At 67.1% G+C, this 15,588-nt stretch carries 14 protein-coding genes; all 14 read left to right on the top strand.

Annotated features, from left to right (window positions below):
• The first annotated feature begins 3 nt into the window (after positions 1 to 3).
• A complete protein-coding gene (locus VIM12_RS06825) occupies positions 4 to 594 on the top strand; it encodes a prepilin-type N-terminal cleavage/methylation domain-containing protein (RefSeq protein ID WP_331940865.1) in 591 nt (196 codons plus the stop codon).
• 30 nt (positions 595 to 624) lie between these two features.
• Positions 625 to 1,239 (top strand): hypothetical protein, encoded by a 615-nt coding sequence (locus VIM12_RS06830; RefSeq protein WP_331940866.1) that lies wholly within the window; start codon positions 625 to 627, stop codon positions 1,237 to 1,239.
• Positions 1,240 to 1,381: 142 nt separating this feature from the next.
• Positions 1,382 to 1,807, top strand: coding sequence for a type II secretion system protein (locus VIM12_RS06835; RefSeq protein ID WP_331940867.1), 426 nt, complete (start codon positions 1,382 to 1,384; stop codon positions 1,805 to 1,807).
• Positions 1,808 to 1,882: 75 nt separating this feature from the next.
• On the top strand, positions 1,883 to 2,203 hold the full coding sequence (locus VIM12_RS06840) for a hypothetical protein (RefSeq protein ID WP_331940868.1): 321 nt from the start codon (positions 1,883 to 1,885) through the stop codon (positions 2,201 to 2,203).
• Positions 2,204 to 2,219: 16 nt separating this feature from the next.
• The gene (locus VIM12_RS06845) at positions 2,220 to 5,051 is read left to right on the top strand and encodes a tetratricopeptide repeat protein (RefSeq protein ID WP_331940869.1); all 2,832 of its coding nucleotides are present in this window, start codon (positions 2,220 to 2,222) and stop codon (positions 5,049 to 5,051) included.
• A gap of 71 nt (positions 5,052 to 5,122) precedes the next feature.
• Complete coding sequence (locus VIM12_RS06850) at positions 5,123 to 5,668, top strand: prepilin-type N-terminal cleavage/methylation domain-containing protein (RefSeq protein ID WP_331940940.1); 546 nt, start codon at positions 5,123 to 5,125, stop codon at positions 5,666 to 5,668.
• A complete protein-coding gene (pilV, locus tag VIM12_RS06855; RefSeq protein WP_331940870.1) occupies positions 5,658 to 6,242 on the top strand; it encodes a type IV pilus modification protein PilV in 585 nt (194 codons plus the stop codon). Before VIM12_RS06850 ends, pilV begins: the two co-directional genes overlap by 11 nt.
• Positions 6,239 to 7,120, top strand: coding sequence for a type II secretion system protein (locus tag VIM12_RS06860; protein ID WP_331940871.1), 882 nt, complete (start codon positions 6,239 to 6,241; stop codon positions 7,118 to 7,120). Before pilV ends, VIM12_RS06860 begins: the two co-directional genes overlap by 4 nt.
• Positions 7,117 to 7,557 (top strand): agglutinin biogenesis protein MshP, encoded by a 441-nt coding sequence (locus tag VIM12_RS06865; protein ID WP_331940872.1) that lies wholly within the window; start codon positions 7,117 to 7,119, stop codon positions 7,555 to 7,557. Before VIM12_RS06860 ends, VIM12_RS06865 begins: the two co-directional genes overlap by 4 nt.
• A gap of 10 nt (positions 7,558 to 7,567) precedes the next feature.
• A complete protein-coding gene (locus tag VIM12_RS06870) occupies positions 7,568 to 12,775 on the top strand; it encodes a DUF6701 domain-containing protein (protein WP_331940873.1) in 5,208 nt (1,735 codons plus the stop codon).
• 108 nt (positions 12,776 to 12,883) lie between these two features.
• Positions 12,884 to 13,834, top strand: a complete 951-nt coding sequence (locus tag VIM12_RS06875; protein ID WP_331940874.1) for an agglutinin biogenesis protein MshI — start codon at positions 12,884 to 12,886, stop codon at positions 13,832 to 13,834.
• A complete protein-coding gene (locus VIM12_RS06880) occupies positions 13,831 to 14,478 on the top strand; it encodes an MSHA biogenesis protein MshI (protein ID WP_331940875.1) in 648 nt (215 codons plus the stop codon). Before VIM12_RS06875 ends, VIM12_RS06880 begins: the two co-directional genes overlap by 4 nt.
• Positions 14,475 to 15,176: an MSHA biogenesis protein MshJ gene (locus VIM12_RS06885; RefSeq protein WP_331940876.1), complete on the top strand. Its 702-nt coding sequence runs from the start codon at positions 14,475 to 14,477 to the stop codon at positions 15,174 to 15,176. Before VIM12_RS06880 ends, VIM12_RS06885 begins: the two co-directional genes overlap by 4 nt.
• Positions 15,161 to 15,580, top strand: coding sequence for a hypothetical protein (locus tag VIM12_RS06890; RefSeq protein WP_331940877.1), 420 nt, complete (start codon positions 15,161 to 15,163; stop codon positions 15,578 to 15,580). The genes VIM12_RS06885 and VIM12_RS06890 overlap by 16 nt, the downstream gene beginning before the upstream one ends.
• The last annotated feature ends 8 nt before the right edge of the window (positions 15,581 to 15,588 follow it).

Consider the following 15,588-nt stretch of genomic DNA (forward strand, 5'->3'; position numbering starts at 1 on the left):
CGCATGAACGACGCACTGACAGACGGGCGGCGCGCAGCAACGCCGTACCGACCGGGTCGCGGCAGCGTCATGCGCGTGCTGCGCGGGGCGCGCGGCTTCACGCTGTTCGAACTGGTGATCGTGATCTGCATTGTTGCCCTGTTCTCCGCGTTCCTGCTCGACCGGCTGCGCCTGTACCAGGAAATGGCCGAGAAGGCGGCGATGGAGCAGACTGCCGGCTCGCTGCGCAGCGCCCTGCACCTGCAGATGGCGTCGCTGATCGCAAAAGGCCGCATGCAGGACATCGAGAAGCTGGCCGAGATCAATCCGTTCAGCCTGCTTGCCGAGCGGCAGGGCAACTACCTTGGCGAGTACGATGCGCCCCCCGACGGCGAGCTCGCGAGCGGAAGCTGGTACTACGACCGTCAGCGTAGGGAGGTGGTCTACCTGGTGCACCTGCGCCGTCATTTCGTCTCGGCGGACGCGGCGGGGGACAGGGTGCGCTACAAGGTCGCCGTGCTCTACAACGACCAGCTGCCGCCGCCGCTGGCGGCGCGCGAGGTCGGCGGCCTGAGCTTCCGGGAGCAGGCGCCGTACCAGTGGCGCATTCAATAAGACAACAACGGAAAAGAACAAGAACAATCCATGGCCCGCATCGACATCGTCAACGACCTGCTCTGGCAGGCACTGCTCATCCTGCTGTGGACCGGCAGCCTGCTGGCGGTCCTGCTCGGGATGCGCCTGCTCCTGGCCCGGGACGGCGCCGCGCCCTATCCCGCCTTTCTTGACCGCGTCGTCGACCTGCAGGCGTTGCTGCGGATGCTGAACCGGCCGCGTCGCCTGGAGCGATTTTTCTATCGTCGGCACCAGATTGTCGGCGGCCTGCTGCTCGCGGGCGCGGTGTTCGTGCTCGACGCCTTCCTGCTGCGCGGCACCAAGGAAAAAATCGCATTGCTGGTGAAGTCGGACCTGCTCGGGCTGCTGGATGGGGCGGTCGCCTTTCTCGTCATTGCGAGCGTGATCGGGGCGGTGATCGGCGGCGTGATGATCTGGAAGCCGAGCCTGCTGCGGGAAGTGGAGGCCGCGTCGAACAGGTGGATTCCTCTCGAAAATGAGAAACGCCGCGGTCGCAGCTTTGATACGGTGAGCAGGATCGTCACAGGCAGGACGAAGCGGGTCGGTGGCCTGCTGGTCCTCGGCGGCTTGTACGTGTCAATCCGACTGGGTTTTTTGCTTTTTTCAGACGCCTTCAGGCTCTGATCCAGCAAAAATTCGGGCAGTTGCCGGGACGAAATTGACACCGATCATAAAAGCTGTAACATGTTTCCACAGGGAAGAATCCCGACAGGAGCCGAGGCTCTACCGCGGGGGCTGCGGCCTCTATTTCAACAAGGAAACTAATATGAACATGAAGCAAAAACAGCAGTCCGGCTTCACCCTGATCGAGCTGGTCATGGTGATCGTCATCCTCGGGATTCTCGCGGCTACCGCGCTTCCGCGATTCGTCAACCTGACCAATGAAGCAGAAGCGGCGGCGATCAAGGGTGTCAGCGGGGCTGTATCCTCTGCCTTCGCGGTCAACTACGCCGCAGCGATGGCAAAGAACAGCCAGTCCGTACGCGTCTCGGGTACCTACACTCCGGCACAGCTCACAGCGCTTGCAGGTTCTGTGATGATTGGTGGCGTCCCGACCGGTTATACCGTGACCGCTGCTGCGGATGTCGTTTGCGGTACCTCCGCAGGCGCAACTGCGAATGTGACGGTATCGAACAACGCGCATGGCACCGGCAATCAATCGGCCGCCGCAACTTTGATCTGCACGGGCTGATCACAATCCTGACGTAGCATTCGGCGCGCCGCGGGTTTCTGCGGCGCGCTTTGCATTTTGGCAGCCGAAAATCATATGGAAAAGACAGGTAGTGTCATTGAACAAATCGGCGACAAGCTGTTTGAAGAATTCAAGCGTGCAGTCCCGCTGAACCCGCAACGCCTGCGTGGAAAGAAAGTCTCGGAGGCCGAGATTCGGGCGAACACGGAAGTGGCCCTGCGGCGATTCTATGATGCGGCCCGCGCAGAACGTGCACGACACAAACTCGGCTTGCTGGCGCGCGCCCGCGTCGCGTTCGCGCTGCAACAGCGCATGCTTAGCCACGGCTATCCGGCGCCGCTCGTCAAGCAGGTTCTATTTGCGATGCTGACCTCGGTATTCATCGGCCGCAAATAAGAGCGATCGACGAACAATGATGAAGCCGAAGCGATCGCTCCTGTCCCCGCTCACCAGCAGATCCTGGCTGCTGCTGGGGACCTGGCTGGAGCGCAAGGGCCTGTCCGGGCTGGCCGAGACCTGCTACCGCAACCTCATAGCCACGGACGCCGACGGATCTGCTCAGGCCAGCCTGCGTCTGGCCCAGTCTCTGCTGGAAGATCAGCGCTTTCGCGACGCCGCCGCCATCTGCGAACAGGGCTTGAAAGTATCCCCCCGCGACGCCCGCCTCTGGTGCGCGCTCGGCGCCGCGAGAAGGCAGAGCGCCGACATGCCGGGCGCCCGCCAGGCCTATGAACAGGCGATCGCCTGCGACGACAAGTTCGCGGCCGCCTGGAGCAACCTCGGCGAGTGGCACCTCGCCGCCAACGACGCCCCGGCAGCGCTGGCGGCGCTGGACCGCGCACTGCAGATCGACCAGAAGCTGTTGCAGGCGCTGAACAACCGCAGTGCCGCCCTGTATGAGCTTGCCCGCTTCGACGAGGCGGAGGAAGCAGCCCGGCAGGCAATGGAGATTTACCCGGACGTCGCGGCGCTGCACGTCAACCTGGCCAATGCGCTGCTGCAGCGCAGCCAGGCGCAGGACGCGGCACGCGAGTACCGGCGCGCCCTCGAACTCGACCCGCAGAGCGCCGAGGCGCAGATCGGGCTATCCACCGTGCTGGGCGAGTCGAAACGGCTGGCGGCGGCCCTGGAATTCATCGAGCACACGATCGCCGTCAAGGGCGAGAACGCGCAGCGGCTCGCCGCCCTGGCCTCGGCCCAGCAGGCCAAGGGAGACTGGGAGGCCGCGGAGGCGACCAGCCGCAAGCTGCTCGACCTGCAGCCGAACAACATCGGCGCGCTGACGACACTGGCTTCCTGCCTCGGCAACCGCGGCGACCACCGCGGGGCGATCGCGCTGCAGGAGCAGGCGCTCGCGCTGCAGCCCGGCATGTCGGCGGTGTACTCGAACATCGCCTTCGCCGCCACCTATGTCCCCGACCTCACCCAGGAGGAGCTGTTTGCGTACCACGAGGAGTGGGGCAAGCGCTTCGAAAAGCCGGTCGCGCCCTGCACGGAGATCGCCGCCTTCGACCGTACCGCCGATCGCCCGCTGCGCATCGGCTACGTGTCCGGCGATTTCGGCACGCACCCGGTCGGCTTCCTGATCCGGGACGTCCTGCCCAACCACGACCGCGACCGCTTCCATGTCACCTGCTATTCGATGATGCGCGCCAGCGACCCCGTGACGGAGGCGATCCGGGCGTCCGCCGACGAATGGGTGGAGGCGCTGTTCATGAGCGACGAAGCGCTGACGCAGCGCATCCTCGACGACCGCATCGACATCCTGGTCGACCTGTCCGGCCATACCGCCTACAACCGCCTGCCGGTGTTCGCGCGCAAGCCGGCGCCGGTGCAGGCGAGCTGGATCGGCTATTTCCATTCGACCGGCCTGCGCCGCATCGACTATTTCATCACCGACCCGCACACCACCCCGGCCGACACCCGCCAGGTGTTCTCCGAGACGCCGGTCTGGCTGCCGCATACCCGCTTCTGCTACGCGCCGCCTGCCTATGCGCCCGGGGTGGCGCCGACGCCGGCGCTGGCAGGCGAGGGCATCACCTTCGGCACCTTCAATCGCATCGACAAGCTGGTCGATCCGGTGATCGCCGCATGGGTGCGGATACTCAATCGCCTGCCGGCGTCGCGCCTGCTGCTGAAAGCCGGCTCGCTCGAAAACGACAGCACCTGCGAAGCCCTGACCCGCCGTTTCGAGGCGGCCGGGCTGGACCGGTCGCGCCTCGAGCTGCGCGGACCGTCGCCCCATCCGGAGATGCTGGCCGAATATGCCGACATCGACATCGCGCTTGATCCGTTCCCGTTCAATGGCGGCATGACCACGCTGGAAGCGCTCTGGATGGGCGTGCCCGTCGTGACGCTCGCCGGCGAAAGCGTGGTAGGGCGCCAGTCGACCGCGGCGCTGGCCAATCTCGATCTGCGGGCGCTGGTGTTCGACGACGTCGACGCCTATGTCGACGGCGCCGTCGCGCTGGCATCCGACATCGACCGTCTCTCCGCACTGCGCGCGTCCCTGCGCGACCGCATGGCGCGCAGCCCGATCTGCCAGCCGGCCCGGTTCACGCACGACCTGGAGACCCTGTACCGGGCAATGTGGCAGGCCTGGTGCCGCGGCGAGAAGCTCGGCACGGCCGTGCAGCAATCCGGCCCGCTGTCCTTGCGCCGCGTGCTCCACGTCGGCTGCGGCCCCACCGACATCCGTTCCCTGCCGCCGCTGTTCCAGCGGCGCTGGCAGGAGATCCGGCTCGACATCGACCCGGGCGTGCGGCCGGACGTCGTTGCCACCATGCTCGACATGGCGCCGGTGGAGAGCGAAAGCGTGGACGCGGTGTATTCCTCGCACAACCTGGAGCACCTGCATCCGCATGAAGTCGAGGTCGCGTTACGCGAGTTCCGGCGCGTGCTGAAGCCGGACGGCTTCCTGCTCCTGACCTGTCCCGACCTGCAGGCGGTCTGCCGGCTGGTGGCGGACGACAAGCTGGAGGATGCCGCCTACGTCTCCCCGGCCGGACCGATCGCGCCGATCGACATGCTCTACGGCCATCGGCCCGCGATGGCAAAGGGGAATCTCTACATGGCGCACAACACCGGCTTCACCGCGCGCACCCTGCAGCGGGCGATGGAGGAGGCCGGATTCGGCAGCGTGACAGTGGAGCCCAGGTCCGGCTTTGCCCTTTGGGCGCTGGCCTATCAGGGACGCGCGGAACCGCAGCGGATCGCGGCGGACAAGGCAGCGGGCTTCCCTTGAGTCCATCCGCAGGCAATGGCTATACTTTCCAAAAGGTAAATCGTCCAACTCATGAAGGCAGCGTGCTTGCGATGACTGAAAGGGGCTTCACACTCGTCGAACTGGTGATGGTGCTCGTCATTCTCGGCATCCTCGCGGTCTTCGTCCTGCCCCGGCTGGGCGGGGTGAACGAGTTTCGCGACCGCGCCTTCGCCGACGAGGCGCTGTCCATGCTGCGCCATGCGCAGAAACAGGCAATCGCGCAGAACACGGCGGTCTTTGTCCGGCTGGACGGTACCAGCATCGCGCTCTGCCACGACGCCGACTGCGCCCAGCCCGTCATCGCGCCGGGCAGCCGCAACAGCGGCAGTGCGGAAACCCTTGCCGCCTGCGGCAACAGCACAAGCTGGTATTGCGCGGCGGTCCCGGCCGGCGTCAGCTACACCGCCGCGAATGCCGGCGGAGCGTCCTACGTCGCCTCGGCGGCGCGCTTCTACTTCGACGGTCTCGGCCGGCCCTTCAACACGGGCGACGTTGCGCAGGTATCCAATTTCGCCAGCCGTCTCGATCTCACCATCAACGGCGCGGGCGCGGCGCGCAGCATCGCCGTCGAGCAGGAGACCGGCTATGTCCATTGACAGCCGCGCCCGCCGGCGCCAGGCCGGCCTGACCCTGGTCGAACTGATCATCTCGATGGTCATCATCGGGGTCGGCGTGGTCGGCATTCTGCAGGTGCTTACGCTGACCGCGCGGCACAGCGCCGATCCGCAACAGCGCAAGCAGGCGCTGGCGATTGCCGAAGGCTTGATGGAAGAAGTGCGGATGGCCAGGTTCACGTTCTGCGATCCATCGGATGCCAACGCAGCGCTTGCCACGACCGCGGCGACGGGCGCGGCCGGCTGCGCGACCACGCCCGAGCAGCCCGGCCCGGATGCGGGCGAGATCCGGCCCTACGACAACGTCAACGACTATGTCGCCGCATTCGGCACGCCGCAGTCCTACACGACGGACGCCGCCGGCAATGCCTTCACCGCGACGGTCGGCGCCTATCAGGCCAGCGTGGCGGTCACGCAGGACGGCGGCCTCGGCCCGGCCGGGACCCAGGTACCGGCCGATGCCGCGCTGCGCATCACGGTTACCGTCGCCTATGGCAACGACGCCGTCGTGCTCGAAGGTTATCGCACGCGCTACGCACCGAGGGCGCTGCCATGAGGAAGGTCGCACGCCGGGCGCAGTCAGGCTTCACGCTGGTGGAGATGGTGATGGTCATCGTCATCACCGGCATCATCAGCGCCATCGTTGCCGTCTTCATCGCGCGGCCGGTGGAGGGTTACGTGGACACGGTCGCGCGCGCCGAGCTGACCGATATCGCAGACATCGCGCTGCGCCGCATCGCACGGGACCTGCGGCTGTCCCTGCCTAACAGCGTGCGGGTGACCACCGGCGCCGACGGCAACCCCTACCTGGAACTGCTGCTGACGACGACCGGCGGGCGCTACCTGGCGGAAGAGGACGGCGTCGGCACCGACTTCCTCAGATTCGAGACGGTGCCGACCTGTCCGGCCGACTGCCGCTTCGAGGTGGTCGGTCCGCCGCCGCAGCCGCCGATCCAGGTCGGCAACCAGATCGTGGTCTACAACCTGGGGCCGGGACTCGAGCCGGCCGATGCCTACAACTGCGCTTCCCCGATGGGCTGCAATCGTGCCACGGTCGCCGCCGTCACCGGGCAGGTTGTGACGCTGTCGACCAATCCCTTCGCGACGCAGACACCGCCGATGCGCTCGCCGGCACACCGCTTCCAGGTGGTCAGCACGCCCGTCACCTACACCTGCCGCGGCGGCAGCCTGCTGCGGTTCTGGAACTACCCGATCGTGCCGGCCCAGCCGGCGTCGGCGGCGGCGCTGGCCACCGCTGCCGGCGTGCGCTCTGCGCCGCTGGCCAACGGGATCACGAGCTGCCGTTTCGACTACAGCCAGCTCGCGAACCGGCGCACCGGCCTGGTCGGCCTCACCATCGGCATGAACGTCCCGGGCACGAACGCCGGTGCGGTCACGCTGTTCCAGCAGGTCCACGTGGACAACGCGCCATGAAGAATCGTCCTGGCTGCAATCCGCAATCTGGCTTCAGCCTGATCAGCGCCATCTTCCTGCTGGTGGTGCTGGCCGTGCTCGGGGCCGCGATCGTCCAGGTGTCGACCGCGCAGCATATCGGCTCGGCGCTCGACCTGCAGGGCGCGCGCGCCTACCAGGCGGCGCGCGCCGGCATCGAGTGGGGCTTGTTCCGGGAGCTGGAGCAGAATGCCTGCCCCGGTGCGCCGGCCTCGTTCCAGCCGCCTGCGACGACCGATCTCGGGCAGTTCACGGTGACGGTGACCTGCATCCGGACGGCGACGGCGGTGCCTGGCGTGGTACGACGCCGGATTCAATCGGTTGCATGCAACGCGCCGCAGGCGGGCGAACCGCGCTGCCGGCCGAACCAGCCCGGCGGGCCGGATTATGTCCAACGCACCGTACAGGTGGACTTCTGAGGCGACGGTCATGAAAAACATGAAGATCAGCATCGGCTTGTCGTTCCTGCTCCTGCTCCTGTCCCTGCTGATTGCGGGCCGGCCCGCGCACGCGGACACCCCGGTGGCACTTCTGGAAAGTTTTGCGGGCAACGTCAACTTCACCGGCACCCAGCAGACCCTGCGCACCCGGACCAACAACAACGACGCATGCAGGCTGGTCGCCAACGCGACCTCGTCCAACGGGTCGAACGCCACCTCCGCCGACCTCGCCGTTCCCGGCGGCGCGACCATTCTCAAGGCCTACCTGTACTGGGCCGGGTCGGGCACGTCGGCGGACTACAACGTGACCTTCAATGGCAGTGCGGTAAGCGCGCCGGCGAACCGCCGCTATACCTCCAATACCGGTGGCGGACGCGTCTTCTTCAGCGGCGTGGCGGACGTCACCGCGGAGGTCGAGGAGCGCCGTTCCGGCACCTACAGCTTTGCCAACCTGACGGTCAACAACGGCGATACCTGGTGCGACAACTCGACAGTGCTCGGCGGCTGGGCACTGCTCGTCATCTATTCGCTGCCGACGGAAACCTTCCGCGTGCTCAACCTGTATGAAGGCTTTCAAAATTACAGCGACAGCAGCATCACGCTCGACGTCAGCAATTTCCGCACGCCCAACCCGCTCGGCAACGCGACCGGCAAGCACGGCCACATCACCTGGGAAGGCGATCCCGACATCGGTGGCGGCGCGGAACCGGAAAGCCTGTCGTTCAACGGCGTCGTCCTTACCGATGCGCTGAACCCGGTCAACAACCAGTTCAACTCCGCCAGCAACATCAACGGCGACAACGCCTCCTACGGCATCGATTTCGATGCCTATACCCTCAACTCGACGCACATGAGCGGCGGGCAGACCACGGCGAGGACCATCTACCGTACCAGCCAGGACCTGGTTCTGCTGTCGGCCGAGATCGTCGCGGTGCCCAATGTGCCGACTGCCGACCTCGAGCTGAGCCTGGTGCGCAACGGCCCGCTGACCGCCGGCAGCGCGACGACTTATACCGTCACGGTGACCAACAACGGTCCGAACAACGAACCGGGACCGATCACCGTCGCCCCGGAAGGCAGCTGGCCGTCTTCCCTGACCTTGGCGGGGGCGGCCGGCAGCGGCTGGACCTGCGGTGGCACCGGCTGCAGCTATAACGGCAACCTTGCGCCGGGCGCCGTCACGCCGCCGCTCACGCTGACGGTCAACGTCGCGTCCGGCGCGTCGGGCAGCGCCACGATCGCCGCGCGGGCGACCGGCTCGCGGTTCGACAACGTGCAGGCCAACAACGTTGCCTCTGACAGCACGACCATCATCCAGCCGCCCCACCACATCCGTATCGAGCACGACGGCACCGGACAGACCTGCATGCCGGAGACGGTGACGATCAGGGCATGTGCAAATGCATCGTGCAGCACGCCTTATACGGGCACCGTGACCACGACCCTGTCGCCGTCCGGCTGGAACAGCAACCCGATCACGTTCAGCGGCGGCAGCACGACCGCCACGCTCTCGATCCCGACCGCGCGCAACATCACGCTCGGCGCCAGCGCCACCTCGCCAACGCCGGCCGCCGCCACGCGCTGCTTCCGGGGCGGCACCGAAAGCTGCAGCATGTCCTTCACCGCATGCGCACCCTCGATATGCGGCAGCGGCGCCATCAACGGCACCATCAACACCTATTATCCGGTGACCCAGAGCCTGGCCGCCGGCGCCAGCACGGTCACCCTCGGCGCTTCCGCCGGCAGCAGCACCCAGCTTGCCAGCGGCGACCTGGTGCTGATCATGCAGATGCAGGACGCGACGATCACCACCAGCGACACGTCGAGCTACGGCGTGGTCTCGCAGTCGGGCGCCGGCAAGTACGAGTACGCCACCGTCACCTGGGTGGCGGGGAATACGGTCAAGCTCGACGGCGGCCTGGTCAACGCCTACACGGTGCAGAACGGCAGCAACAGCGTTGCCCAGAAGACGGTGCAGCTCATCCGGGTGCCGACGTACTCGTCCGGCACGCTCGGCGCCGGCCTCACCGCCATGGCCTGGAACGGCAGCACCGGCGGCGTGCTCGCCTTCGATGTCGCCGGCACGCTGAACCTGAACGGCGCCACCGTCAACCTGGCCGGCAAGGGCTTCCGGGGCGGCGGCGGACGTACGCTGGGCGGCGGCAGCGGCAGCAACGACGACTACCGGACGCTGGCAACCAACAATGCCAACGGGTCGAAGGGCGAAGGCATCGCCGGCACGCCGCGCTATGTGAACGACGCCGGCGCGCTGCAGAACACCGGGGTGGAGGGCTACCCCAACGGGAGTTACGCTCGTGGCGCGCCGGCGAATGCCGGCGGCGGCGGCACCGACGACAACCCCGGATCCAACGACGAGAACACGGGCGGCGGCGGCGGCGGCAATGGCGGCGCCGGCGGCATCGGCGGCTATGGCTGGAATGCCGCGATTTCGCCCGGCCGCGGTATCGGCGGACGGGCGGTCACCGGGCTCGGAGCCTCGCTGCTGACCATGGGAGGGGGCGGCGGCGCCGGCTCCTCCAACAACGGCTCAGGCACGCCGGGCAGCGGCTTTGCCAGCAGCGGCGCGGCAGGCGGCGGCATCATCATGCTGCGCGCGGGCAGCCTGGCGGGCACTGGCACCTTCAATGTCAGCGGTGCGGCGGCGAACACCACTGTCGGCAACGACGGCAGCGGCGGCGGCGGTGCGGCGGGTGCCGCGCTGGTGCTGGCCGGTGGCGGGACATCCGGCCTGAATGTGATTGCCAACGGCGGCAACGGCGGCCGTAACAGCGGCGACGGTTCGGCGCACGGTCCGGGCGGCGGCGGCGGCGGCGGTCTTGTCCTCGCGTCCGGCGGACTGGCCGGTTGCAACGTGGCGGGCGGCAGCGCCGGCACCACGGCCAACAACAATACCTATGGTTCCGGCGGCGGCAGTGCCGGCAGCTGCGGCACGGGCCTCACGGCGGAACAGATCGTCGGCGCGCCTTTCGGGGCCGGCGCATGCGCGTCGGCGCTCAGGCACTACGGGATCAGCCACAGCGGCAGCGGCCTCACCTGCGAGGCGGAGCCGGTGGTGATTACCGCGCACGACGACAACCACGGCCGGGTCAGCGCCAACGGCCGCACCATCACGGTGACGGCGGCGGCCACCAGCAATGGGGCAGCCAGCGGCACCTGGCTCGCCGCCGCGGACAACTGCAGCATGACCTGCTTCGACACCGGCGGTGCCGCCAGGGCCTGCGGCAACAGTCTCACGCCGACCAGCGGAAACAACGGCGTCGCCAGCTATACCTTCGCCAGCAACGAGTCGGGTATCCGGCTCTGCCTCAAGCAGAGCAGCGCCATTACCCAGAACATCAGCGTCAGCGACGGGCTGACGGAAGAGTCGGCCAGCGAAGATCCGAATCTTGCCTGGAGCAATACCGGCATCCGTTTCTATGCGGATGGCCAGGTCGACCAGATCGGGACGCCGGTGCCCCTGATCGCGGGCATGCCGTCGAACCTGTCGCATGCGGAGCAGGTGCCGAAAGCGATCACCATCCGCGCCCTGAAGACCTCGGAGACGGCGCCGGCCCGCTGCGTGTCCCTGCTCGGCGCATCGCCTGCGACCAAGACCGTGCAGTTCGGTTACCAGTGCGTGGATCCGGGCAGCTGCCAGGCAAGCAATGCGCTGGAGGTCAACGGCACGGCGGTTGCCGGATCGGCTGCGACGCCCAGCCCGACCAGCAATGTGCAGGTCAGTTTCGACGCCAACGGCCACGGCAGCATCAACCTGCGTTACCTCGACGTCGGGAAGATCCGGCTGTATGCCCAGGCGGCGGTGACCGACCCGGCAACCGGCAGCAACGTCAGCATCGTGACCGGTGCCAGCAACAACATCCTGGTCAGGCCGTATACCTTCTCGGTAACGCCCTGCACGACCGGTGTGCCGTGCAACAGCGACCCGGCCGACCCGGACATCGCCGGCGGGGGGCCGGCATTCGCGCAGGCGGGCGACATCTTCGGCGCCACCATCCGGGCCCGCGCCTACAATCCGGCGGACCCGACCGGCTATGGCGGCGTCACGCGCAGCTTCGGCCTCGGCACGGCTAACGGCAGCGAGACCGTCTCGCTGAGCCACAGCCTGAAAGGTCCCGCCGGCGGTGTCGAAGGCACGCTGGACGGCACCAAATCGCTCCTGCGCAATACATTCGCCAACGGCGTGGCCAGCGTCAGCGACCTGCGCTGGGATGAAGTGGGCGTGATCGAGCTGACCGCGTCGCTCGCCACCTTCCACGGCGCCGCCCCGGTCATCAAGGGCAGCAGCGGCAATGTCGGGCGCTTCATCCCGCATCATTTCGACACGGTGACCGCGGGCGGCATGTCCTGTCCCGCCGGCCTGGTCTGCCCGGCGCAATTCAATGGCTTCGTCTATTCCGGACAGCCGTTCGGCACCCGCGTGATCGCCAGGAACGCCAGCGGCGCGACCACGCGCAATTACACAGGCGGATTTGCCCGGAACGTCTCGCTGGCGGCGTGGAACAATATCGGCAGCGCGGCGACCGCGCAGAATCCGTCCGCCGGCACCCTGCGCGTCAGCGGCGGTGCAGCGACGGTGGCGGCCTCGGCGTTCAGCCAGGGCGAAGCCGAGCTGAGCGAGACCAGCTACACCCTGCCGAATCCCTACCCGGGCAGCGTGCCGCCTCCCGGCCCGACCAGCATCTGGTTGCGGGCGACGGAAACCGGCGCCAACAGCGACGGCGTGACATCGCTGCGCGGCACGGCGTCGGTGGAAGGCGGGATGTCGATACTCAGCGGCCGCTTCCTGGTCGAGAACGCCTACGGCTCGGAACTGCTGCGCCTGCCGATACAGGGCGCCGCGCAGTACTACAACGGCAGCCGCTGGGTGCGGACCGATACCGATACGTCGAAGATCGTGGCGCCAACCGGCGTCGTCTTCAGCAATTACCGCCAGAACCTGACGGCCCCGTATGTTAACGTCAGCGGCGCGGGACCGGCCACGCCGGTGACCACCACCCTGGTCGGCGGCAAGTGTCCCGAGGCCGGCTGCTTCGTCCTGGCGGCCCCGGGTGCCGGCCGCAACGGCAGCGTCGACATCCGCGTGACTTCGCCGACCTGGCTGCCGAGCACCACCGGGCGCGCCACCTTCGGCATGGTCAAGCCCGGGCAGGTGATTTACATCCGAGAAATGTACTAGCGAGACGAGCTATTTCTATTGGGAAATCAATGTGTTAAGCAGGGAAAGTGATTGACAGCAATAGTCGAATCACTTAAGTTCGACCAACTCCTTTTTCGGTTTGCAGGTATGGGTTTTTTCAAGAGCGCCAAGAAGATGTCCGGCTGGCTGGCGTTCCATGTCCAGACAGGAGGCATCAGTGCCGCTGCCGTGCGTCGTCCTCCCGGCGCGCTTCCCGTGGTGGAGGCCGTGGCCTATTCGGCCACAGGCCAGGCAGGCCAGGGCGCGGCCCTGGAGCGCATCGGCAAGGACCTCCACGCGGGGCGCTACAAGTGTTCCAATCTGCTCGCAGCCAATGAATACCAGCTGCTCTCCGTGGATGCGCCGAACGTTCCCCCGGACGAGCTCAAGACGGCGATGCGCTGGCGCCTGAAGGACATGCTCGACTACCGGGTGGACGATGCGACGGTCGACGTCTTCGGCATTCCCGGCGACCGACGCGGTTCCGCCCGCACGGCGCAGATGTACGCGGTGGCGGCGCGCAACCAGCTGATCCAGCAGCGGCAGGCCCTGTTCGAAACGGCACGTGTGCCGTTGCAGGCCATCGACATTCCGGAAATGGGACAGCGCAACATCGCGGCCCTGATGGAGACCGAGGGAAGGGGCGTGGCGATGCTGTCCTTCGGCGACGATGGCGGACTGCTGACGATCAGTTTCTCCGGCGAGCTGTACCTGTCGCGGCGGATCGACGTCGCGGCGGATCAGCTTGATCACCCGGATGAAAACGTGCGCCAGTCGGCCAGCGACCGCATCACCCTCGAGCTGCAGCGTTCGCTCGACCACTTCGACCGCCAGTACCATTTCATCACGCTGTCCAGGCTCGTGCTGGCGCCGCTCGTATCCGGCCAGTCCGCATTGCAGGAATACCTGGGCGCGAACCTGCAGCTGCCGGTCGAATCCCTGCAGCTCGATACGATCCTCGACCTTGCCGCCGCACCGGCGCTGAAGTCATCGGCGGAACAGCAACGGCATCTGCTGGCAATCGGCGCCGCCCTGCGCACCGAGGAGAAAGCGCTTTGAGCCAGCAGATCAATCTTTTCAATCCGATCTTCCTCAAGCAGAAGCGGTATCTCTCCGCGGCCACGATCGTGCAGGCGCTCGGCATGCTGCTCGCGGGCGCGCTGCTGCTGGCGGCATGGACCGGCTACCAGGCGTCTTCGCTGCGCGAGGAGGCCGAGGTCGGCGCCCGGCAGCTTGCTGCCGCACAGTCGCAGCTGAACAGCCTCTCCGGTGCCGCGAGCGGGCAGAAGGACGAGGCGCTCGAGAACAAGGTGCGTGACACGGAAGCCGAGTTGAAGGCGATGCGGCAGGTGTTCGACGTGCTGCGCGCGGGCGAGCTGGGCAATACCCGGGGATATTCGGAATACATGGGCGCCTTTGCCCGGCAGTCGGTTGACGGCCTCTGGCTGACCGGTTTCGGCATTCACGGCGCGGGCGCCGAGATCGCCCTGTACGGCCGGGCGCTGCGGGCGGAGCTTGTGCCTGCCTTTATCGGCCGTCTGGGGCGCGAGCCGGTCCTGCAGGGAAAATCCTTCGCGGCGCTCGACATCCGCGTGCCGCAGGGCAGCGGCGACAAGGCTGACGCCGCGCCGGCGCCCTATCTCGAGTTCAGCCTGCGTTCCGCCGGCCTGACCCGCGAATCCGCCGAAACGGGGGGCAAATGAAGCAGTACTGGGAACGCCTTTCCCTCAAGGTCGATGCGCTGAGCCTGCGCGAGCGGGTCATCATCTTCGTGCTGGCGGCGCTTGTGCTGCTTGTCCTGGTCAATGCCTTCCTGCTCGATCCGCAATACCGCGCGCAGAAGCAGCTGTCCGACCGCATCCGCGACCAGCAGACGCAGACGGCGGCGTTGCAGGCCGCGATACGGCAGCAGGCACTTGATCGCGACAGCGATCCGGTGCAGGCCAATACCGCCAGGCTGCGGCAGCTGCAGGGGGACCTGGACCAGGTGCGCAGCGCGCTCGGCAACCTGCAGCAGGGCCTGATCGCGCCCGATCGGATGGCGGCGCTGCTGGAGGACATACTGAAGCGCAATCGCGGCGTGCAACTGGTTTCGCTCAAGACGCTGCCGGCCTCCGCGATCGTCAGCATCGGCGAGGACGCCGCGAAAGCGGATGCGAAGGCGGACGACAAGACCGCGTCACGCCCGCCACAGGCGGCCGGCGGGATCTACAAGCACGGGGTGCAGCTTGTCATCCGCGGCCCCTACCTGGAAATCATGAACACGCTGGCGCAGCTGGAGACCATGCCCTGGCAGCTGTTCTGGAGCCAGGCCAGTCTGGGTACGGAACACTATCCGGACTCGACCCTGACACTGACGCTCTATACGCTGAGCCTGGATGCGAAATGGATGAAACTGTGACGCCGCTTCAGCGCCTGGCATGCGTGGCCTGCGCGATATGCGGGACGGCCGCCCTGGCGCTGTCCACGCCCGCTTTCGGTGAAAGCAGCCGGCCGCTCGTCGACCCCACCAGGCCGGCCGTGGCGGGCGGCATAGCGGGGGCAGCCGCCTCCGCCGCCGGCGCGGCGACGCCGCCGGAGCTGCAGTCGATCATCGTCGGCCCGGGCCGCAGGGAAGCCGTGATCAGCGGACAGACCGTGAAACAGGGCGACCGCTACGGCGATGCCCGCGTAACGAAAATCACCGAGACGGAAGTACAACTCCGTAGCGGAACCCATGTGCAGACTCTCCGGCTCTTTCCGGCGCTCCAGAAGCGGCGCCCCGAAGCAGCCGCTGGCGTCCGGCCTCCGCGCCGAAGCGATTAAGGATAAGG

This window comes from Noviherbaspirillum sp. (assembly GCF_036563305.1).
GTDB lineage: Bacteria > Pseudomonadota > Gammaproteobacteria > Burkholderiales > Burkholderiaceae_D > Noviherbaspirillum.

Coding starts and splice junctions, on each gene's coding strand:
- VIM12_RS06825 (WP_331940865.1), top strand. CDS start 4: ATGAACGACGCACTGACAGACGGGCGGCGCGCAGCAACGCCGTACCGA.
- VIM12_RS06830 (WP_331940866.1), top strand. CDS start 625: ATGGCCCGCATCGACATCGTCAACGACCTGCTCTGGCAGGCACTGCTC.
- VIM12_RS06835 (WP_331940867.1), top strand. CDS start 1,382: ATGAACATGAAGCAAAAACAGCAGTCCGGCTTCACCCTGATCGAGCTG.
- VIM12_RS06840 (WP_331940868.1), top strand. CDS start 1,883: ATGGAAAAGACAGGTAGTGTCATTGAACAAATCGGCGACAAGCTGTTT.
- VIM12_RS06845 (WP_331940869.1), top strand. CDS start 2,220: ATGATGAAGCCGAAGCGATCGCTCCTGTCCCCGCTCACCAGCAGATCC.
- VIM12_RS06850 (WP_331940940.1), top strand. CDS start 5,123: ATGACTGAAAGGGGCTTCACACTCGTCGAACTGGTGATGGTGCTCGTC.
- pilV (WP_331940870.1), top strand. CDS start 5,658: ATGTCCATTGACAGCCGCGCCCGCCGGCGCCAGGCCGGCCTGACCCTG.
- VIM12_RS06860 (WP_331940871.1), top strand. CDS start 6,239: ATGAGGAAGGTCGCACGCCGGGCGCAGTCAGGCTTCACGCTGGTGGAG.
- VIM12_RS06865 (WP_331940872.1), top strand. CDS start 7,117: ATGAAGAATCGTCCTGGCTGCAATCCGCAATCTGGCTTCAGCCTGATC.
- VIM12_RS06870 (WP_331940873.1), top strand. CDS start 7,568: ATGAAAAACATGAAGATCAGCATCGGCTTGTCGTTCCTGCTCCTGCTC.
- VIM12_RS06875 (WP_331940874.1), top strand. CDS start 12,884: ATGGGTTTTTTCAAGAGCGCCAAGAAGATGTCCGGCTGGCTGGCGTTC.
- VIM12_RS06885 (WP_331940876.1), top strand. CDS start 14,475: ATGAAGCAGTACTGGGAACGCCTTTCCCTCAAGGTCGATGCGCTGAGC.
- VIM12_RS06890 (WP_331940877.1), top strand. CDS start 15,161: ATGGATGAAACTGTGACGCCGCTTCAGCGCCTGGCATGCGTGGCCTGC.